This is a genomic window from Bacillus songklensis (assembly GCF_042649685.1).
Lineage (GTDB): Bacteria > Bacillota > Bacilli > Bacillales > Bacillaceae_H > Bacillus_BA > Bacillus_BA songklensis.
The window spans coordinates 1-19,300 of record NZ_JBHRZT010000018.1; the positions used below are offsets into that span (position 1 = coordinate 1).

The 19,300-nt window shown below is 37.7% G+C and carries 20 protein-coding genes and 1 pseudogene; 15 read left to right on the forward strand and 6 right to left on the reverse strand.

All coding sequences use genetic code 11. The features are described 5' to 3' along the window. Positions 1-188: 188 nt before the first annotated feature. Positions 189-651, reverse strand: a pseudogene (locus ACFOU2_RS02900) (IS6 family transposase); the annotation flags it as partial. 235 nt (positions 652-886) lie between these two features. Between ACFOU2_RS02900 and ACFOU2_RS02905 the strand changes: the two are divergent. The 15 genes from ACFOU2_RS02905 (at position 887) to ACFOU2_RS02975 (ending at position 14,529) form a co-directional block, all read left to right on the forward strand. Next, positions 887-1,198, forward strand: a complete 312-nt coding sequence (locus ACFOU2_RS02905; RefSeq protein ID WP_377912019.1) for an HMA2 domain-containing protein — start codon at positions 887-889, stop codon at positions 1,196-1,198. A gap of 16 nt (positions 1,199-1,214) precedes the next feature. Then, positions 1,215-1,760, forward strand: a complete 546-nt coding sequence (locus ACFOU2_RS02910) for an HMA2 domain-containing protein (RefSeq protein ID WP_377912021.1) — start codon at positions 1,215-1,217, stop codon at positions 1,758-1,760. 19 nt (positions 1,761-1,779) lie between these two features. Next, positions 1,780-3,924, forward strand: coding sequence for a heavy metal translocating P-type ATPase (locus ACFOU2_RS02915; RefSeq protein ID WP_377912023.1), 2,145 nt, complete (start codon positions 1,780-1,782; stop codon positions 3,922-3,924). Then, positions 3,839-4,423 carry an HMA2 domain-containing protein gene (locus tag ACFOU2_RS02920; RefSeq protein ID WP_377912025.1) on the forward strand — a complete coding sequence of 195 codons (585 nt, stop codon included), beginning with the start codon at positions 3,839-3,841 and terminating at the stop codon, positions 4,421-4,423. Before ACFOU2_RS02915 ends, ACFOU2_RS02920 begins: the two co-directional genes overlap by 86 nt. A gap of 15 nt (positions 4,424-4,438) precedes the next feature. Further along, positions 4,439-4,660, forward strand: a complete 222-nt coding sequence (locus ACFOU2_RS02925) for a hypothetical protein (protein ID WP_377912027.1) — start codon at positions 4,439-4,441, stop codon at positions 4,658-4,660. A gap of 401 nt (positions 4,661-5,061) precedes the next feature. After that, entirely contained in the window at positions 5,062-6,003 is a 942-nt protein-coding gene (locus ACFOU2_RS02930; protein ID WP_377912029.1) for a metal ABC transporter solute-binding protein, Zn/Mn family, read from the forward strand. A gap of 14 nt (positions 6,004-6,017) precedes the next feature. Further along, positions 6,018-6,773 carry a metal ABC transporter ATP-binding protein gene (locus ACFOU2_RS02935; RefSeq protein WP_377912031.1) on the forward strand — a complete coding sequence of 252 codons (756 nt, stop codon included), beginning with the start codon at positions 6,018-6,020 and terminating at the stop codon, positions 6,771-6,773. 9 nt (positions 6,774-6,782) lie between these two features. Beyond that, positions 6,783-7,712 (forward strand): metal ABC transporter permease, encoded by a 930-nt coding sequence (locus tag ACFOU2_RS02940; RefSeq protein WP_377912033.1) that lies wholly within the window; start codon positions 6,783-6,785, stop codon positions 7,710-7,712. Further along, positions 7,709-8,587: a metal ABC transporter permease gene (locus tag ACFOU2_RS02945; protein ID WP_377912035.1), complete on the forward strand. Its 879-nt coding sequence runs from the start codon at positions 7,709-7,711 to the stop codon at positions 8,585-8,587. Before ACFOU2_RS02940 ends, ACFOU2_RS02945 begins: the two co-directional genes overlap by 4 nt. A gap of 41 nt (positions 8,588-8,628) precedes the next feature. Further along, entirely contained in the window at positions 8,629-8,994 is a 366-nt protein-coding gene (locus tag ACFOU2_RS02950) for an iron dependent repressor, metal binding and dimerization domain protein (RefSeq protein ID WP_377912037.1), read from the forward strand. A gap of 45 nt (positions 8,995-9,039) precedes the next feature. Beyond that, on the forward strand, positions 9,040-9,243 hold the full coding sequence (locus tag ACFOU2_RS02955; protein WP_377912039.1) for a hypothetical protein: 204 nt from the start codon (positions 9,040-9,042) through the stop codon (positions 9,241-9,243). 272 nt (positions 9,244-9,515) lie between these two features. Further along, positions 9,516-10,631 carry an IS4 family transposase gene (locus ACFOU2_RS02960; protein WP_377912041.1) on the forward strand — a complete coding sequence of 372 codons (1,116 nt, stop codon included), beginning with the start codon at positions 9,516-9,518 and terminating at the stop codon, positions 10,629-10,631. A gap of 303 nt (positions 10,632-10,934) precedes the next feature. Beyond that, a complete protein-coding gene (locus ACFOU2_RS02965) occupies positions 10,935-11,663 on the forward strand; it encodes a ZIP family metal transporter (RefSeq protein ID WP_377912043.1) in 729 nt (242 codons plus the stop codon). A gap of 400 nt (positions 11,664-12,063) precedes the next feature. Further along, the gene (locus ACFOU2_RS02970) at positions 12,064-13,356 is read left to right on the forward strand and encodes an Nramp family divalent metal transporter (protein WP_377912045.1); all 1,293 of its coding nucleotides are present in this window, start codon (positions 12,064-12,066) and stop codon (positions 13,354-13,356) included. Between the two features lie 612 nt (positions 13,357-13,968). Continuing rightward, positions 13,969-14,529 carry a cupin domain-containing protein gene (locus tag ACFOU2_RS02975; RefSeq protein ID WP_377912047.1) on the forward strand — a complete coding sequence of 187 codons (561 nt, stop codon included), beginning with the start codon at positions 13,969-13,971 and terminating at the stop codon, positions 14,527-14,529. A gap of 282 nt (positions 14,530-14,811) precedes the next feature. Here the strand turns inward: ACFOU2_RS02975 and ACFOU2_RS02980 are convergent, their stop codons facing one another. The 5 genes from ACFOU2_RS02980 to ACFOU2_RS03000 form a co-directional block, all read right to left on the reverse strand. Next, positions 14,812-15,393, reverse strand: a complete 582-nt coding sequence (locus ACFOU2_RS02980; RefSeq protein ID WP_377912049.1) for a hypothetical protein — start codon at positions 15,391-15,393, stop codon at positions 14,812-14,814. Between the two features lie 431 nt (positions 15,394-15,824). Beyond that, positions 15,825-16,736, reverse strand: coding sequence for a superoxide dismutase (locus ACFOU2_RS02985; protein ID WP_377912051.1), 912 nt, complete (start codon positions 16,734-16,736; stop codon positions 15,825-15,827). Positions 16,737-17,920: 1,184 nt separating this feature from the next. Next, the gene (locus tag ACFOU2_RS02990; RefSeq protein WP_377912053.1) at positions 17,921-18,202 is read right to left on the reverse strand and encodes a hypothetical protein; all 282 of its coding nucleotides are present in this window, start codon (positions 18,200-18,202) and stop codon (positions 17,921-17,923) included. A gap of 10 nt (positions 18,203-18,212) precedes the next feature. Next, entirely contained in the window at positions 18,213-18,602 is a 390-nt protein-coding gene (locus ACFOU2_RS02995) for an SHOCT-like domain-containing protein (protein ID WP_377912055.1), read from the reverse strand. A gap of 13 nt (positions 18,603-18,615) precedes the next feature. Beyond that, positions 18,616-18,981, reverse strand: a complete 366-nt coding sequence (locus ACFOU2_RS03000) for a DUF2089 domain-containing protein (protein WP_018393054.1) — start codon at positions 18,979-18,981, stop codon at positions 18,616-18,618. Between the last annotated feature and the right edge of the window lie 319 nt (positions 18,982-19,300).

Here is a 19,300-nt window from a genome sequence, read left to right on the forward strand (position 1 = left end):
ACTGAATATTCAGTCTCATGTAAGACAACTAAACAACCTCCCCCAAGATTAAAAAACGTATCTGAGAATACTCTCTTACACAAAAATCTTGACGCTACCGATGATTCCTTTCGTGGTGAATTGCCATATATATACTATCAAATATATTCCTATATTTCCATTAACTTTTTATGAGTTTAGAAGGATTTTAGTTTTTCCTCATGCTTTAACTGTTGAATTGCTACTGGATAAGCTGGATTTTTATCCACTGCTATGATATGAGTTCTGGAAACATACAAAAAAGCCAAGGCTTTTTTCAAGAATAGCTTGGCTGATTTGGCATCTCTCGTTTTACTAAGGAAAAAGTGAATGGTATTCCCATCTTAATCGTCTGCACGATACAGATACATCCATTATCCTTCTACTTTTACATACGTTTCATCGACTCTTAAGGAGTCATTAGTTAGCTTAAGATGACACCGTAATCTTTCATCTAATTCAGGTCCATATTCATGAACCTAACGCATAATCGTTGTGTGAGCCATCAATCATCCCCGTTCCTCCATCATTTCCCCAAATCACGAAAACTCAAGTTGTACCGTAGATACCACCTTTACCATTAGCAAAATAAGGTTGATCATGCTTCCATTTGAACAAATGTTTTGTTTCCATGGCGATCACACACCTTTGTAGATTAGTAGTATCAGTACGTCCAAGTTTCAGAGACTTTTTGGACTAGAACCGAATGATCTTCGCACCAGAACCTTCTATTCCATTATTAAGTCCATTCTATATATTAAAGAAATCTAATTGGAATGAATTCATATAGGTACTTATTACTATTTACCAAATTTTACAAAAAATTTATAATTTAATATAATTGCAACAACAAATCCTGGAGGTGTCCATGCTTAAACAAGTCGCTTACTTGCATCAATTAAAGAAATATGAACGATGCTTAAATAAACATCATATTCAGATTGCTCATTTTATTCCGGGGAGAATTCGTTTAAAAAGTGACTTATGGAAACAAAACGAGCGATTGCTACAAGAGTTAATGGATGTCATCAAAAGTGAACCATACGTTCAATCGGTCGAATATGTCACGATTACAGGAAGTATGGTCATCGAGTTTACATTAAAAGACAATCCGCCAATTGAACAAATTGACCAGTGGGTTAATTTATTGTTAAGTACTCATGCATACATAAGAGGATAAAAAGGGGCGATGTCAGTTGTGGTCAACATTATTCGGACTTGGTGCTTACATCATCGCTCCTAAGCTAATCGGGAAACTGCGGGAGCAAAAAATACAAGTGATTCATGCCGTCCCGGGAAGATTAAGGCTGCAAAATCAGAAATGGAAAAATGAACATGTAGTAGCGTATATGGAAAAGGTGCTAATACAGCATCCCCTTATCGAGTCGTGTCGTGTTTCACCTATTACAGGCAGCCTGGTATTGGAATTTGCGACCCCTTATTTGCAGCAAACAGAATTGGATGAGCTGCTACAGCTTGTAACAGATGTTACGGTAGAAAGCTTCGCTGTTACAAACGATAAGCTGATGAACACAATGAGAGGGACATTCAATCGAATCAATGAAAATGTAAAAAAGACAACGAATGGATATACGAGTATAGACAGTTTGTTGATAGTGTATTTCATGTTCCAGGGAATTCGAAACTTTCCTGTTAATCCTGCCTTTGCAAGCAGTTTATTTTATTGGGCCTTCACCGTTTTAAAAAATAGTGAGCAGAAAGGAGAGGGCAACGATAACTAATGTGATGGTGCTCCACTCTTTGCCGGGCCGGCTGCGGCTTCGTATTGAAACAAAGTTGCCCTCAGCTAACATTGAAGCGTGGTTTCGATCGATTCCCGGAATTTATTCGGCATCTTACACGCCCATAACGAAAAGCTTGCTTCTTTACTACGATGAGCAATTCCAGCCGCATCTTTTCTTGGAAATGCTGAAGGAAAGAAAGAGGGAAAGCAAAAAAGCGAAACAAGATCTATCAATAAAAAAGAGAGTATCACTTATCAGCCTTTGTGCTGTGTTGTTTTGTACACATTGGATGATGACAAAAATGGCTGCGCCAGCTTTTTACATGACTCTTCTAAATCGGATCATGGGAGCGGTTGTTCTGTTGTTGTCACTTCCGACCATCAAAAACGGATTAAGAGGTATGGTGAAAGAACGCAAATTCAATCCTGACTTTTTAACGATGTCTTCGCTGATTGCCTGTCTTTACTTAAATCAGTCTGCATCAGCACTCGTTATTTATATCATGTCTACGGCAAGTGAATTGTTAACCGACATGACGACCGTAAAAACGAAAGCCCACTTGCAATCGTTACTGCATCTTGAAGCTCCGTATGCGTGGAAGATTTTAGAAGATGATACAGTAAGCAAAGTGAGCGTTGATGATGTTTCAGTTGAAGATATTGTAAAAGTATATCAAGGGGAACGGATTCCGGTGGATGGCTTTGTCTTAAACGGCCATGCGGTCATCGATGAATCTGCCATTACAGGCGAGTATATGCCGAAGGAGAAAACGGTTCAAGATGAAGTGTATGCCGGAAGCATTTGCCAGAGCGGTGAGATCACGCTGTGTGTAACGAAAACAGGAAGAGAAACAGCGCTTGGAAGAATGATCCAGCTCATTGAAAATGCCTATTCATCCAAAGCGCCGATACAGGAATATGCGAATAAAATCGCAGAAAAAATGGTGGGGGTTTCATTTGCTCTTACCTTCATAACCTATCTGTTCACTCGAAATCTTAATCGGGCATTGAGCATGCTTGTCATCGATTTCGTATGCGGGATTAAACTTTCAACGGCTGCTGCCTTTTCTGCCGCCATTGGCAAAGCCGCCAAAAAAGGTGTTCTCATTAAAAACGGAAGCTATGTGGAGCAGCTGGCAAATGTAGAAACCTTTGTTTTCGATAAAACCGGGACAATGACAGAAGGAAAACCGTATGTCGAGCACATGGAATGTTTTCATGATTTCACGGCAGAAGAGGTGCTACAAAAAGCTGCCTTATTGGAGCAGACGTCCCCCCATCCGCTTGCATATGCCATTATAGAAGAAGCGAAAAAACGCAATATTCCACTTGTTAGTCGGCTCGCTCATGAAAAGGTGAATGTTGTGACGGGCAAAGGACTTTATGGGATTATTGAAGAAAGGGAAGTTCATGTCGGCAGTTTGCGATACCTAGAAGAAGAAGGGATTATAACCGAACATTATATTCATCTTTCACCAACATATTCTGTTTATGTGGCGATTGACGGATATCTTGCCGGTGCGTTTTCCATTCAAGACCGCATAAGAACAGGGATGAAGCATACAATTAAACAATTACGTTTACTCGGGGTGCAAAAAGTCGTGATGCTAACGGGTGATGAGCAGAAAAACGCTGAAAAAGTGGCAAGGCAGCTACAGCTTGATGATTACTGTGCCCACATGCTGCCGGAGGAAAAAGTGCGCTATGTGGAAAACGAGAAAAAACGAACGACGATCGCCATGGTCGGTGACGGAATGAACGATGCTCCAGCTTTAACAAAAGCACATATCGGAATAACGCTCGGGGGAAAACGAACCGACTTAGCGGTCGAAGCGAGCGATATTGTTGTATCAAAGGACGACCCTTACGTATTGACAGAATTAGTTGATTTGTCAAAAGAGACATTGTGTACCGTAAAACAGAATGTATTGGCAACCCTGTTTATAAACGGAGCCGCCATCTTATTAGGATCATTAGGAATCATATCCCCTGTGGCGGGAGCGGCGGTGCATAACTTGGCTACGATTGGAGTCGTACTTAATAGCATGAAAATTTTAGCGAAGGAGGAGAAACAAGGTGGCACCTTCGTATACGATTCTTCACGATATACCCGGGAGAATCCGGCTGCAAGTACCAATGCTGCGAAACCACTCCTCATTTAAAGAATTTGAAATGTTCTTTTCGGCTATCAAGGGTATTAGAGATGTAAAAATCGAGCCGGTCATCCAGACAATGGTAATTGTTTATAATGAACGTGAGGTGACGAAGCGAAAAATTTGTCAGTATATTTCCCTGTTTTTTCGTCATGAGTCATTAGATCCGCTTGATCCCATCATTGTGAATGTTACACCGGGAATTCGTAAAGCGATTTTTCGCTCACTTGTGACCGGATTTTTATTATTGATAGCGGTTGTGAAAAAACGGTATACAAACCAAATTGATGTATTTGATTATCTTATCGTTATTTCAACAGCCCATACCGTATTGACACACGGGGGTACGAATCGTTATCGCCATCCTGACATTATAACAGGAATCGTCAGCTTGTTTTCACTTGGAGCAAGCAATTTGCTTCACGTATGTATGGTCACATGGGCAGTGAACGTGTTGGAAATCTTACATGATATAAAACGGGCTAACAAAAGTCCGATTTTACTATAAAAGGAGAGAGGAAAAATGGCATTTAATCAAGATTTCTTATTGGGATTCATTTCTGGAACAGTAGTGGGAGCGGTTGGCTATCGCTTATATGAACAAAACTCAGGGCAATTGCAACGATTATTGCAGCCGGCACAAGGCTTCCGTCAACAAGCAGCCACACAACAACCTTCTTTAGAAGAGCTTGTCGCACAAAAAGAGAGATTAGAAGATTTAATTGCTGAAATGAAACTAGGCTAACCTATATGAATCCACATAAATCAAGGAACGTAAATCAAAAAACATCCATATTCTTTGATTTACGTATAAGCCTTCGGCCATTTCCCTTTTGGGCCTTTGCCGAAGGCTTATACGAGAACCTTTTCAGTTCTGATTAAACTTGTTATTAATATAATCTTAATAAAAAACATATTGAAAGAGAAAATATTGTAGTTTATAATAACCTAAAAGTTTCCCTAAGGAAAAATATTTTTATTGGCAAAAAAATATTACTTGTCACAACTTGTTCTTTAAGCACGTTTTTTGGAAAATTCCATAACCTGTATCAAATCGTTTTCCTCCATGCTAATTTGCTTTTTTTTGGGCAAAAAGTTTCCTTAGGTAAATATTTTTAAGAAAAGGAAAAAGGAGTGGATAAGTGCATGTTTTCTTCCAGAATCAAACAATTTATGGTTGGACTATTCATTTTCATCCTGGCTTTATTCATCGTTTCAGGTTGCTCAAACAATAAGGGGACTGCCACAAACGAGGATGGGAAATTAAAGATTACCACGACAATTGGGATGATTACAGACGTAACGAAAAATGTCGGGGGTGAGCATGTAGAAGTAACCGGATTGATGAAAACAGGAGTAGATCCGCATTTATACAAAGCATCCCAAGGTGATATGAAGAAATTGGATGAAGCGGAACTCATTTTATATAATGGCTTGCACTTAGAAGGTAAAATGGGTGAAATTTTCGAGAAGATGGAAAAACAAAAGCCTGTTATTGCTGTTACACGTGATATTAAAGAGGAGGAATTGCGAACAGCAGGCGATGGAATACATGATCCGCACGTTTGGTTCAATGTTCGGCATTGGATTACGGCCACGGAAACCATTCGCGATGTGTTAATCGAACAAGATCCAAAGAATGCGGATGAGTACAAACAAAATGCGCAAGAATATATTGCTAAACTTGAAGAATTGGACACATATGTAAGAGGGCAGATTGCGACGATTCCAAAAGAAAGACGCGTTCTTGTGACGGCACATGATGCATTCGGCTATTTTGGGGATGCTTACGATATTGAAGTAATGGGCCTCCAAGGATTAAGCACAGCTTCTGAATACGGTTCAAAAGATGTAAGCAAGCTTCGTGATTATTTAGTTGAAAAGAAAATTAAAGCCGTGTTTGTGGAATCAAGTGTACCGAAAAAAGCGATTGAAGCCGTCGTAGAAGGAGCGAAAAAGAAAGGGCATGAAGTGAAAATTGGTGGGGAATTGTTCTCTGATGCGATGGGTGAAGAAGGCACGGAAGAAGGAACCTATATCGGAATGGTCCGCCATAATGTCGATACCATTGTGAATGCATTGAAATAAGGAGGGAGAAAAGCATGACAGCACCTTTAAAAGTGAAGGATTTGACGGTCGCTTACCAAAAGAAGCCAGTGTTGCGCAATGTATCATTTGAGATTCCTGAAGGAAAATTAATTGGAATCGTAGGACCGAACGGAGCCGGGAAATCCACGCTCATTAAATCGATTCTTGGCTTGATTCCGAGAGTAACAGGTGAAGTGGAGATTTACGGAAAGCCGTATAAAGAGCAGCGTAAGCTTATCGGCTATGTTCCCCAACGCGAATCAGTCGATTGGGACTTTCCAACAAATGCCTTGGATGTCGTGACAATGGGACGGTATGGTCATTTAGGATGGTTTAAACGACCTGGCAGTAAAGAGAAGGAATTCGCGATGGAGTGCTTGCGCCAAGTCGGGATGGATGGATTTGCCGAGCGCCAGATCAGTCAGCTTTCCGGAGGACAGCAGCAGCGTGTCTTTTTAGCAAGGGCACTTGCGCAGGATGCCCAGCTTTATTTCATGGATGAACCGTTTGTCGGTGTCGATGCGGCAACGGAAAAAGCGATTATCACCCTATTAAACAACCTCAAACAGCAAGGAAAAACTGTTCTGGTCGTTCATCATGATTTAAACACGGTAAAAGAATACTTTGATTGGCTGTTATTGTTAAATGTGGAGTTGGTGGGAATCGGAGAAACGGAACGATTGTTTACAAAAGAGTATTTGCAAAGAACGTATGGCGGCAGATTAACCATGTTTGATTCTGAGAAAGAGTCATCTTTCATGATTAATTGAGGTGAAAACATGAACTGGTTACAAGTGTTTCAAGATCCCAATACACAATGGATTTTATTTGGTTCCATGCTGTTAGGATTAAGCAGCGGGGTCATCGGGAGCTTTGCCTACTTACGCAAACAATCTCTCATGGGAGATGCGCTCGCCCATGCGGCACTGCCGGGAGTTTGTCTCGCTTTTATGATGACGGGATCCAAATCGATTTTCTATTTTTTGATTGGGGCTCTTATGGCAGGCATTTTGGCTACCTTTTTGATCAGCTATATTACAAGACATACACGCATTAAGCAGGATTCAGCATTAGGAATTATTTTAACCGTGTTTTTCGGTGTTGGGATTGTGTTATTGACGCAAATTCAGCACGGCGATGCCGGAAATCAAAGCGGTCTTGATAAATTTTTATTCGGTCAGGCCGCCTCGATGATTCAGACTGATGTGTACACGATGGCCATCATTTCAGCTGTATTGGTCGGTGTTTGCGTCTTGTTTTTCAAGGAGTTTAAGTTGCTTTCATTTGACCCGGGTTTTGCGAAAGGGATTGGGTTGCCGGTGGTGCTTCTTGATCAGTTTATCATGCTCCTTGTGGTAGCAGCCGTAGTGGTCGGAATTCAAGCGGTAGGTGTCGTATTAATGGCAGCCTTGCTGATCACCCCGGCAGTCGCGGCAAGGTATTGGACGGAAAAACTCCACGTCATGGTCATCGTTTCAGGAGCATTCGGGGTATTGAGTGGCATGGTCGGAACGCTCGTGAGTACGATGGTGGATAACTTGCCGACAGGGCCGCTCACAGTTCTCGCGGCAACATGCTTATTTATCTTCTCTGTCTTTTTTGCGCCAAAGCGGGGATTATTGGCTAAAATACTGTTGAGAATGTCAGCAAAAAATGAACTGACAAGAAGACCCTATGTCCAAAAAGTGAAAGAAGGGGAAACACTATGAATGATGTTTGGATTATTCTGATTGGTGCACTTGTTGCCTGCTCATGTAGCCTTGTCGGTTGTTTTCTCGTTCTACGCAAAATGTCCATGATTGGAGATGCAATCAGCCATTCAGTATTACCGGGAATTGTCATCGCCTTTTTAGTGAGCGGATCAAGAGATTCGTTGTTTATGATGATGGGGGCCGCAGCCATTGGATTGATCACCGTCTTTTTAATTCAGATGTTCCACCAAAGCGGTGTCCAGTCCGATGCCTCCATCGGTGTCGTATTTACGGCTTTGTTTGCGGTGGGAGTTGTCCTTGTTAGCCTTTACACCCGTCAGGTGGACCTGGATCTTGATTGCGTATTATATGGGGAAATCGCTTATGCACCGTGGAATACGATCGCAATCGGCGGGATGAGTATTGGTCCAAAAGCCGTCTGGGGAGTAGGGGCTACCTTTCTCTTAAACTTAATCGTAATCAGTCTATTCTATAAACAGTTTAAAATTTGCTCGTTTGACCCGGCCATGGCGGCAGCTGTCGGCATACCGGTCATGTTATTCCACTACCTCTTAATGGCACTTGTTTCTTTTACGACAGTCGCTTCCTTTGAAAGCGTAGGGGCCATTTTAGTGGTAGGCATGTTAATTGTACCGGCTGCAACGGCTTACTTGTTGACCGATAAATTAAGCGTGATGATTAGTATCAGCATGTTGATCGGGATCATTAGTTCTGTACTTGGATATTATATGGCGTATGTATATGATGCTTCGATTGCCGGATGCATGATTACGGTTGCCGGGATATTATTTTTACTCGCTCTATTCTTCTCGCCGACACACGGCGTTGTCATGAAGAAACGGAAACGCAAAAAAATGATGACACAGATATAATAAGCAAGGCCTTTTAAAGTGGATGGAGGGACTGACCATGCTTGAGAACATCCAGTGAGGAAAAGTATTTGGAGGAAATATATAAGGCAGTTAACCAAAGGGGATATGCCCGTGTTTCAGATGTTGCTCAATCACTTGATGTCTCCGTTTCCTCTGTATCGAAAATGGTCCGAAAACTTGCAGGTTATCAGCTTGTGGAGCATGAGAGATATCAATATATTAAAATGACAGAAAAAGGGATATTAGTTGGAAAGCAACTGGTTCTTAAACATCAAATTCTTGCTACGTTCTTTCAAATGATTGGTCTTGAAAAAGAAGAAGTTGAGGAAGAAGTTAATAAAATTGAACATTACATTAGTTGGAGCACCATAGGAAAAATCCATGACTTCATTTTAAGAAATGAATAAATTCATAAATGAAAAAATAAGGTTAAAAGAGCAGGGGAGAAGTCTATGGCTGCACGTTTAGCGTTTCGATTGCCAGGTGAAAAGTGGCTGCAAATTAGAAGGGTTGCTCATGATACGGTGGAATTAAAAATTTGCTTTGACAAAGTGCATAAACCGGATGAATTTGTCTGCCGCATTCATGAGGATGAATTTATCCAAATCATCCTAAGGGAGTTAGAGCACCGTTTAATAAATGAAAAAAAAGAATAACAATAGAAAGCTCTCATACTCGCAGTTTAACTGCTAAGAGAGCTTTTATTATTTAGGTATGTGTACTGGCTTTTCAAGAACTTTATTTCAGACCCTACAGTATTAGTTTTCATCATTTATAAATATTTAATCACTAATGTTGCATTAAAATAATTTAAGTTTTGAAAATACTCAAAATCTTCACTAATCTTGTTTTATGCAAAGAAAAAGTCCTTTATAATGGATAAAGTCAGGTGGTCACCCGTCCAAATCCACTAAAAAGGACCAATCTCATGGACAAGATTACACCAAAAACTTCATTTGGACAATGGTTTTCACCCATCAATCTTCAATTATTTGAAGAAAACGTGAAAACGATGAAATTAGATGACTATACGAAAAAATTAACGACGGAATCGTTCTTTAAATTACTCCTTTTTGCACAGCTGCAAGAAATTGAAAGTCTGCACGCACTTGCGGATTGTCTTTTCGATGAACAGCTTCAAAAAGGGATTGACCTTGATTCCATCAGTATTTCTCAGCTGTCACGCCGGTTAAATGGCATGAATCCAGATCTCTTTCAACGGCTTTTCCTGGATTTAGTGACACAAATTCATGCCAAAACACACGACACAAAACTCGTGATGCCGTTAAAAATTCTTGATTCAACCACATTGCCACTCAATTTGACGAATCATCGATGGGCAAAATTCCGTAAAACAAAGGCAGGCGTCAAGTTACACCTACGCCTTGTCTTTATGGAAAAAGGGACATCGTATCCTGAAAAAGCCGTGCTGACAACGGCGAAAGAACATGACCGTGGTCAACTTGAAGTCATGATCGATGACAAAGAATGCATGTACGTGTTTGACCGTGGCTACCTCGATTACGAGCGATTTGACCTCATGACAGATGATGGCTACTTTTTTCTTTCAAGGCTGCGGAAAAACGCCGTCACACGGGAAGTTTACGACTTCAAACTGCCAAACGATACGACCGTTTTATCAGATCAAATGGTGTTGATTGGCACGACGCAAAATCGAGCAGAAAATTATTTCCGTCTACTAAAAGTCATGGATTCAAAAGGAAATGAACCCCATTTAATCACGAATCGCTTTGATTTGAGTGCCGACGAACTATCAGAGATGTACAAATCGCGCTGGGCAATTGAGTTGTTTTTCAAATGGATTAAACAGCATCTCCGCATCAAAAAATTTTACGGACAAAGCGAATGGGCGATTCACAACCAAGTGTTCATCGCACTGATTGTCTTTTGTCTGCATGTTCTCGTGCAGATCGAAACGAAAAGTAAGCGAAAAACCTTACAAATTAGCCGTTATTTAAGGGTCGCCTTGTGGAAGCCAGCGCGTATCTGGCTTCGAAAAATCGAAGGGAAAGCCGTCCCTTAATGAGCAAATGATCGTTGGCGCTTATGTCTAATTGTAAATAAATCCCAAATGGATGGAGCCACCTTTGTTTGGGTATCACTTTTTTGTCTCTTTATTAGAAAGAATATAAAACTGAAAATTCAAATAAAATTTATGCAACACTAGTGATATTTAATATTTATTCAAGAAACAAATTTATCCTAAAGAACTTTTTTATGAAATGAGTGAAACACCCTAAAATATGCTTGCATGTATAATAGGGGAAATCATGATTTTACTGGCTTGTACATATATATAAATAAAAAGGACTTTTTTGGAGATATTATGGATGAAATATACTTAGGAAGTGCAGTAACTGCTGTTTGTACAGTGATGGGGGCCATTCCAGCCATGTTTTTTAAAAACATTTCTCATCATAGTAAAGATACAGTACTAGCGTATACAGCTGGAATCATGGTTGCTGCTTCAACTTATGGACTTATTCCCTCTACGTTAAAACTATCTAATGTGTTTGTTTTAATAATTGGAATTTTATTAGGAACGATGGCTCTCACAGTTTTAGAAAAATGCATATCTTATGTGGGAAGTAAGCATTCAACAAATTCCCTAGATCAAAACCAAGTATTTTTATTATTAATTTCCATGGGGTTGCACAACTTACCAGAGGGACTATCGGTAGGTGTCAGTTATGCAAGTAATCCTTACGAACTAGGATCGATTGTTTCCTTTGCAATTGGCCTACAAAACGTTCCAGAAGGATTTTTAATGACGCTGCTTCTAGTCTCTCACAATATTACACCAATAAGAGCATTCCTCTATACAGCTTTAACGGGTTTGATTGAACTACTTGCTTCTATTATAGGTATTATATTTACGGGAAGTTTTATTACGTTAGTACCTTATGGATTGGCATTTGCAGCTGGTGCCATGTTATTTGTTGTATATAAGGATTTAATACCTGAAAGCCATGGAGATGGAAATGAGCGGCCCGCAACATTTTCTTTCATTTTTGGTTTATTGACAATGATCAGTTTAACAAGCTGGTTAAGATAAATGAATCGTAATGGTTTAATAAAAAGACGCTTAATTTTTAGTAATAGCCTTATTTATGACTATCATGTAATACGTTATTATTATTTTATGTTCATAAAAATATAGCTTTATACGAACAAATAAAGAAGCCCATATCCCGTGTAAGGATTGGGTTTTCTTACTTCTTGTAATCCTAATTAATCTTAACTGAATATGAACATGGCATACCTTTATTTTTTATTATTTTCCGAGAATTTTCAAGTTAGGTAGACTTTTGCATCAGATCCATTAAATGACCAGAAAAAGTGGATGTAAAATGATTTACATTTTTAGGATAATGAATTAAAATTTAAATGAATCAAATTTGCCTAAAGGAAACTTTTTTGAAGAAGGGTTATTTTTAGGTGAGGGGGAAACAACCTTGAAAGAACAAAATCTGAAACCCAAAACTATTTTAAAACATAATAAAACAATGATTTCCGCAGAGGCAGTTTTGAGAGGGGATGTTATTGGTTTTAAAAGACTTCTTCCTTTCCTTGGTCCGGCATTCATTGCCGCGGTTGCCTATATAGATCCTGGTAATTTTGCAACGAATATTACAGCGGGTTCAAAATATGGTTATCTCTTATTATGGGTGATTGCCATATCTAATTTAATGGCCGTTCTTATACAATCATTATCTGCCAAACTGGGAATTGCCACAGGTAAGAATTTACCTGAAGTCGCACGTGACCAATTCCCAAAAGCTGTATCCATTTTCTTATGGATTCAAAGTGAACTAGTTATCATTGCAACCGATTTAGCGGAGTTTATTGGGGCGGCATTAGGCCTTTATTTACTTTTTGACATCCCCATGCTTCCTGCTGCACTCATCACTGCAGTTGGATCTTTTGCTATTTTAGAATTGCAGCGTCGTGGATTCCGATCTTTGGAGGCTGGCATAGCTGTGATGGTTCTGATTGTTGTACTATCCTTTGCATTTCAGGTGGTTTTGGCAAAACCTGATATGAGTGCTGTTGCAGAAGGTATTTTCACACCAAAGTTTGAAGGTGTAGACAGCATTCTTCTAGCTGCCGGAATTCTGGGTGCAACAGTTATGCCGCATGCTATTTATCTTCATTCCTCCCTTACGCAAAAACGTGTGGTAGGAAAAAATGATTTTGAGAAAAAGCAAATATTTAAACTAGAGTTTTTGGATATCATCATTGCCATGACGATTGCGGGTGCCATTAACATGAGTATGCTTATTGTTTCTGCATCATTATTTTTCAAGAATGGCCTTGTCGTTGAAGACTTAGATAAAGCTTTTCATCAGTTTGGCCATTTTGTTGGACCTGTAGCCGCAACTTCTTTCGGTCTAGGCCTATTAATTGCCGGTCTGTCCAGTTCTTCAGTAGGTACTATGGCGGGCGACGTGGTCATGCAAGGATTTATAAACAAACGAATAAATCTATATATACGTCGGGCGGTGACAACAATCCCACCTTTGGCAATTATCGTATTTGGTATCAATCCAACAAGTGCCCTAGTCATGAGTCAGGTCATTCTGTCTTTTGGTATTGCTTTCGCTCTGATTCCATTAATTATTTTTACAAGCAACAAAAAAATCATGAATGGACTAGTTAATCATCGAATGACAACAGTTTTAGGCTGGATCATAGCAGGGTTGGTCATTTTATTGAATTTATTTCTCCTTTTTGAAACCTTTTATTAATAAGAATAAGACATGAAAAGCTGTGATACACTGGTATCGCAGCTTTATTATTTTGAACCATTTTTTTAGTGTGAGTATCTCATAATCAAAACTCAATACAATATATCTATTTGTTTAATGAAGCAAAAATAATTCTTACCAAAACTTCCACTATGGTAAACTGGATGAAATGGTTAATCCTAGTGGGGGATAGAGAGAATTCATAAATTTTAACCAATATTTTTCTAGACTTAATTAAAAATTCCATGTTTTTCTTTGAGTATTTTCAATAAAATGTCACTATCTTTTTGTGGTAAACCTAAACGATATAATATCTAGTTTATTTAGTGACATAAATAAAAGATAGATTGTAAAATAAACAAGTAATTATAAGATGTTTATATTTTTGGAGATAAAATCATCATGTTAAGAGAATCCTTCTTACAAATGAATACCGTAGAAAATAAATTTGTTTAAAAACACCATCCGTGTTATTTAGTTAAAGAGTTATTTAATTGAGTAAAATGTTTTGTGTTAACAACGATTTCTTTAAATAAGTCACCCTGAATCTAAGTATATTCCCTAAATATAGTACATAGGATAATTTTATAAATCTGTGAGGAGAATGAGAAAATGTACTATGTTCCTTATATGTATCCATATCCTTATTATGTTAATGTACCAATGTATAACTATGGAAGACAGCCTGTTTACTGGACTATTCCTAATGAGATAGGGCATGCTAAACGATTGGGTTTTTTACAATCATCAAAGGGAAGAGATAAAATTGAGTTAAAAGATTATGGACCAGAACCGTTTACAGTTAATATAAATGAGGCTACGAAACAAAATAATACGTATCGTACCGCTTTATGGACAGGAGATCATTTGCAAGTTACATTGATGAGTCTCAATGTTGGCGAAGATATCGGTTTGGAGATTCACCCTAACGTTGATCAATTCTTACGTATTGAACAAGGTCAAGGGATTGTTCAAATGGGCAAGAGTAAAGATAATTTAAACTTTGAAAGAAAAGTCTATGATGACTCTGCCATTATGATACCTGCTGGAACATGGCACAATGTAACTAATACAGGTAATATCCCGCTAAAACTTTACTCGATATATGCACCTCCACAACATCCACATGGTACTGTACATGTAACAAAAGCCGATGCCATGGCAGCTGAATAAAACCGCTGTGAGTAATAAAAAGAAAAACGTGGTTGCAAAAATATATGATTAGAATTGTTCTTACGAAATTAGAGAACTATTTTGTAATTATTTTATATGTTTGTTATTCAATTAACGGGCGCGTTTGTAGAACAAGAAGTAAAAGGGTGATACATATTATTCATGTTAATATGTATCACCCTCTATTTTTTATGACTTTTTACGATTTAGGTCTTGATAAAGCATTTATTGCGTGATTTGGTTCCATTGCTACACACACCCTATTTTGCGAGCGGTCACCTATTATTTAATTTCTTTTATATAAGCTTTGTGTATCTTATATGCAGCATCAAAATCGCCCTGGGATATAAGATAATCGATCCATTGCCTATCATGTTCACCATAAGCAATTGGTTCTCCAAAATAATCATACTTCGGTTTTTCGTTCACTCCTTCGAGAGCTTCGAACCTTTCAATGCTGTTATCAGATAGCAATGCTAATTGAACCATCAGATACTCTTCCTTACTCAACATTTCGTCTTGCTCCTCATAATACTCCGCAAATTCATCGAAATCCTCAGCGCTAGAAGGCATCTGATAATGTTCACTGTTGGAAAGTTTACTGTTAATTTTCACTTCTAAAGCTTGAATAAGTTTCGAGTTAGAGAAAGTTTTTGAGACTTCAACTTCTTTTTTCTCCAAATCTAAAATATGAAAGACTTGTTCACTATCGTAGCTTGAATGAATATATCGTTTTTTACCTATCTTGAAGAAAGTATAAGTAGCATAACAACTTGTAACAATGAATAAATCTCTAATTTGTTTCATATAGGGATTTTGTGGTTCGGTACATCTCTGTTTTTTCATTATAAACACCTCACTCATACAATCCTCCTTTTATTTTACACCATTATACTAATAATGGAATGTAGAGGTTCAGCCGAGATGCGTGTAAAACTAGATCATAGTGATACAATATTTACCAATGCGTTGGTACCGATAGGACTTGTAGCAAAAACGAACATTTTTGTTACGGTAATTACATAGAAAGTCTATTTTATGTAGCGATAAACTTTTGATATTAACTGTTTTATGAAACAAAAGTTAAAAACTCCAGTCATCCTATTCCACAATCGGGCCATTTTCTGGAATAACACTTAATAAGAGAATTGAATATTTATGGTATATAGAGAAGATTGTGAAGAAATGTACTTAAGTTAAAGGGGCAGGTTAAAGAAACATTAATAAAGGAAAAGGTTAACTTTTATCGAAACTAAGATGAAAAGGAGTTATGATTTTCTTTATCCCTAATAGCTTTAAAATGGTTGCCACATAATCGTTTTTGCTTTATTGAAACGCTGTTCCACTTCACTCCAATTTACTATTTTCCACCAATTATAAACATATTTATCTCGTTCGGTTTTATACTGCAGGTAATAAGCATGTTCCCAAACATCTAGAACAAGCAATGGAATGACATCCCATTGAGTCAGGTTTTGATGCTTTTCTGCTGTTAAAATCTCTAAACGATGGGGTCGAGGGGACCAAACGAGAATTGCCCACCCAACAGCTTCCACATTTTTTGCTGCTTCAGAGAATTGCTTTTTAAATTTTTCAAAGCTTCCAAATGTATTATTTATAGCTATGCTTAGCTGATCTGATGGTTTACCCCCGCCACGCGGACTCATAACATTCCAAAAAATGGTGTGTAAATAGTGACCGGAACCGTGAAATGCTGCTTCTCTTTCCCAATGCTTAATCAAGCTAAAATTTCCACTTTCGCGTGCTTTTTGCATTTCTAATTCTGCTTTATTAAGCCCATCTACATAGCGTTGATGAAGTATATCATGATGTAATCTCATGGTTTCTTCTGAGATGACAGGCTCTAAAGCATTATACGGATAGGGAAGGGGAGGTAATCGATGTCTCCCGATTGGGACGACTTGAATTCTTTCATCTTCGTGATGAAGAGGTAACAGTTCACCTCGGTTTAAGAAGCCATTAAGCTTGTCATATAAGGATGTTGCTTTCATACTTAATTCATGATGATCATGTATACGGTTTTCCATTTCCACTTCATTTTTTAATGAAAAGAAGGTATCTTCCCATTCCTGTAGAATAGGTTCGTCGACATTTGTTAACTGTTCTCGAACTGATTTCCAAGTTATTTCGATATCTTCACACCAATTCAATAATGACTCTCGATACATTTTTTCATTTATATGCAATTGTTTCGCCTCCTAGGTTAACCGTCACTAATAAGATATGAGTCATTAGCGTAAAAATTCATAGAGCACAATACATTAATAACGTGTGAAAATCAATGTGAATTTTGAAATCTTTTTTTGTTATCGGATTAGCTATAGTTGAAACTCTTGGTTTACATTCGTTTAACCATAATGAAGAAGTGAATTGTACCATTTACCAATATATTCACTTCTTTAAATAAAAAGAAGTAGTTATTAAATTCGAAAAGTGTTTATAATTCTTGTTCAAACTAGCGGGGTGCTTAAGTTTAACAACGGAGGTAGCTGCGGCACCTCCGTTCCTTATTGAACAAACGGGAGTTTAGTTGAAGAAGAAAAAAACGTTTGATACACATTTGACTATAAGGGCGACATAAGTAATATGAGAAACAAGACATACAGTCATAATTAAAAAAAAGCTGTTTGAATGTTAAAAACTTTGAATTCAAACAGCTCATATGAAATTCATTCTTAATACGAAATAGGTAATGGAGTTCCAGGAGGTCTCCACCAAGATTCAACAGTTTTCCAAGCAGTATTATAATCATAACCTCTTCCCATCAAATATCCTATGGCAACTGCTTCTGTTAATGCGTGTTGATAACCTAAGTGCTGAGCCTCTCTTAACCCATGACTTATAGCAGGGCTTATTACATTAAGTGTTTATTGTCCAATGTTTGAATATGGCATTGAATATGCCCTCGGCTGCGGGTTTTGATAATAACCATTGTTTGTGCTGGACACTGTACCACTCCTGTCTTTTGAATAAAGTCATAATAATTTGTTGGGTCTTACAATCCTTTATAATTTATGTAATTTGGGTGTATGTGGAATAGGCAATAAACATGTTCCATTAAAAATTTTAATAACGATAACCATTTAATCTACATTATTGATGAAATGGACAAGGTTTTTTATGTGGTGGACAATGTCGTACTTCGACGATTTTATGTAGTAAAGTGTACCTACTTGTTCAACGGGGGCACTACTTCAATGAGTGACGTCGCCTTTTTTATTGAACAAACCAGCTAATAGAAGCTTTAATGATCTTCAACAATCGGGCGCTATAATAAAGTAATCAAAGCCTAATTTTCTCGGTATTGTAAGCGAGAAATTAGGCTTTTTCTTTAAAATGCCAGTCAGTGATCGGTGTATTCTATAATAAATTATAGTCTAACCTTAACCTCAGTACCGTCCTTAGCTTTGACATCTACTAGCACGATCCCCTTATGATTTTTCAGTTCCTTGACGATAGGCTTTAGCGTTTTTTTGTCTATTGGTGGAAAGGTAAAGTCCAGTTTTTTTCTTTCGAAGTGCTCTTTTGTCCATTTGTTTGCATTTTGCTGAAAAAATTTTGAAGACAAAATTGAAATAACAATGTTTAAAATAGCAAATGGAATTGGGATGGTTAACCGAACGTCTTTTGCTTTCACTTTTACATGCAGCATAAGCAAATCACTAATCAATGATGACCGAAACGGTATCACCGTTTGCCGATTTAATATCAACAATTTGGCCATCTAATTCGTTTTCGATTGCTTCAATAATAAGGCTTATGTCTATATCTTTAACGTATTTTTCTGATTGAGGAATACTCGCTGCGATGCTGTGTCCAGCCGTTAATACTGCCTTAACAAGTTTTATAGGCAAATTGACCGTGACGTTATCATTTTCGGCGGATACAACACGAATTTTTAATGTTTTATCTAAATATTTTGTCAGTTTTTCTACTAGCTTATTACCTGTTTCTTCTTTCTCTTTTAATACTTGGATCAGTTCTGATCCCTTATCTGCATCAATTTTCCCTTCTTGAACCATTGTTAACACTCTTGTAATTTCCTCTTTCATGATAAATTCCTCCCTATTCCTCTTTTAATAGCTTAATGGCTTCTTCTGGCGTGATTTCGCCATTTTCCAACATGGTGACAACTTTTTTCTCGTCTACTTCATTTTTCTTCTTCTGCACATATCCAAGGGATGAAATGATGTCTGTTAGCTTGCCTCGAACCGTTGGATACGAAATCCCCAGTTCCTTTTCAACTTCTTTGATATTCCCTCTGCATGTTAAAAATACTTCCACAAAATGAAGCTGATCCTTTGATAATGATGCCAGCTTAGATAATTCAAACTCATTTTCAATCGTAGTGTGACAATGAGAGCACTGCAACTTCGTAATTTTCAATGTTTTACTGCAGACAGGACAATTTGTGATTACTTTATAAGCCATAATGAAATTCCTTCCTTTTATTTGATTCGATAATATAACAAGAAATAAAAAATGTAAATGATTAAATTTAATTTTTTTTAATTAAAAAAATTAATAATATTAATTTGCTAATTAATATTATTGACTATTCATTTTTATTTATCATTCAAGTACACTAGTGTTGCATTAAAATAATTCCAATTTTAAAAACACCCAAAATCTTCAATAATCTCGTTTTATGCAAAGAAAAAGTCCTTTATAATGGATAAAGTCAGGTGGTCACCCGTCCAAATCCACTAAAAAGGACCAATCTCATGGACAAGATTACACCAAAAACTTC

Bases quoted from the DNA above. Each gene is read 5' to 3' on its own strand.
- ACFOU2_RS02905 (WP_377912019.1), top strand. From the start codon at position 887: ATGCTTAAACAAGTCGCTTACTTGCATCAATTAAAGAAATATGAACGA.
- ACFOU2_RS02925 (WP_377912027.1), top strand. From the start codon at position 4,439: ATGGCATTTAATCAAGATTTCTTATTGGGATTCATTTCTGGAACAGTA.
- ACFOU2_RS02930 (WP_377912029.1), top strand. From the start codon at position 5,062: ATGTTTTCTTCCAGAATCAAACAATTTATGGTTGGACTATTCATTTTC.
- ACFOU2_RS02935 (WP_377912031.1), top strand. From the start codon at position 6,018: ATGACAGCACCTTTAAAAGTGAAGGATTTGACGGTCGCTTACCAAAAG.
- ACFOU2_RS02940 (WP_377912033.1), top strand. From the start codon at position 6,783: ATGAACTGGTTACAAGTGTTTCAAGATCCCAATACACAATGGATTTTA.
- ACFOU2_RS02945 (WP_377912035.1), top strand. From the start codon at position 7,709: ATGAATGATGTTTGGATTATTCTGATTGGTGCACTTGTTGCCTGCTCA.
- ACFOU2_RS02955 (WP_377912039.1), top strand. From the start codon at position 9,040: ATGGCTGCACGTTTAGCGTTTCGATTGCCAGGTGAAAAGTGGCTGCAA.
- ACFOU2_RS02960 (WP_377912041.1), top strand. From the start codon at position 9,516: ATGGACAAGATTACACCAAAAACTTCATTTGGACAATGGTTTTCACCC.
- ACFOU2_RS02965 (WP_377912043.1), top strand. From the start codon at position 10,935: ATGGATGAAATATACTTAGGAAGTGCAGTAACTGCTGTTTGTACAGTG.
- ACFOU2_RS02975 (WP_377912047.1), top strand. From the start codon at position 13,969: ATGTACTATGTTCCTTATATGTATCCATATCCTTATTATGTTAATGTA.
- ACFOU2_RS02980 (WP_377912049.1), bottom strand. From the start codon at position 15,393: ATGAGTGAGGTGTTTATAATGAAAAAACAGAGATGTACCGAACCACAA.
- ACFOU2_RS02990 (WP_377912053.1), bottom strand. From the start codon at position 18,202: ATGCTGCATGTAAAAGTGAAAGCAAAAGACGTTCGGTTAACCATCCCA.
- ACFOU2_RS02995 (WP_377912055.1), bottom strand. From the start codon at position 18,602: ATGAAAGAGGAAATTACAAGAGTGTTAACAATGGTTCAAGAAGGGAAA.
- ACFOU2_RS03000 (WP_018393054.1), bottom strand. From the start codon at position 18,981: ATGGCTTATAAAGTAATCACAAATTGTCCTGTCTGCAGTAAAACATTG.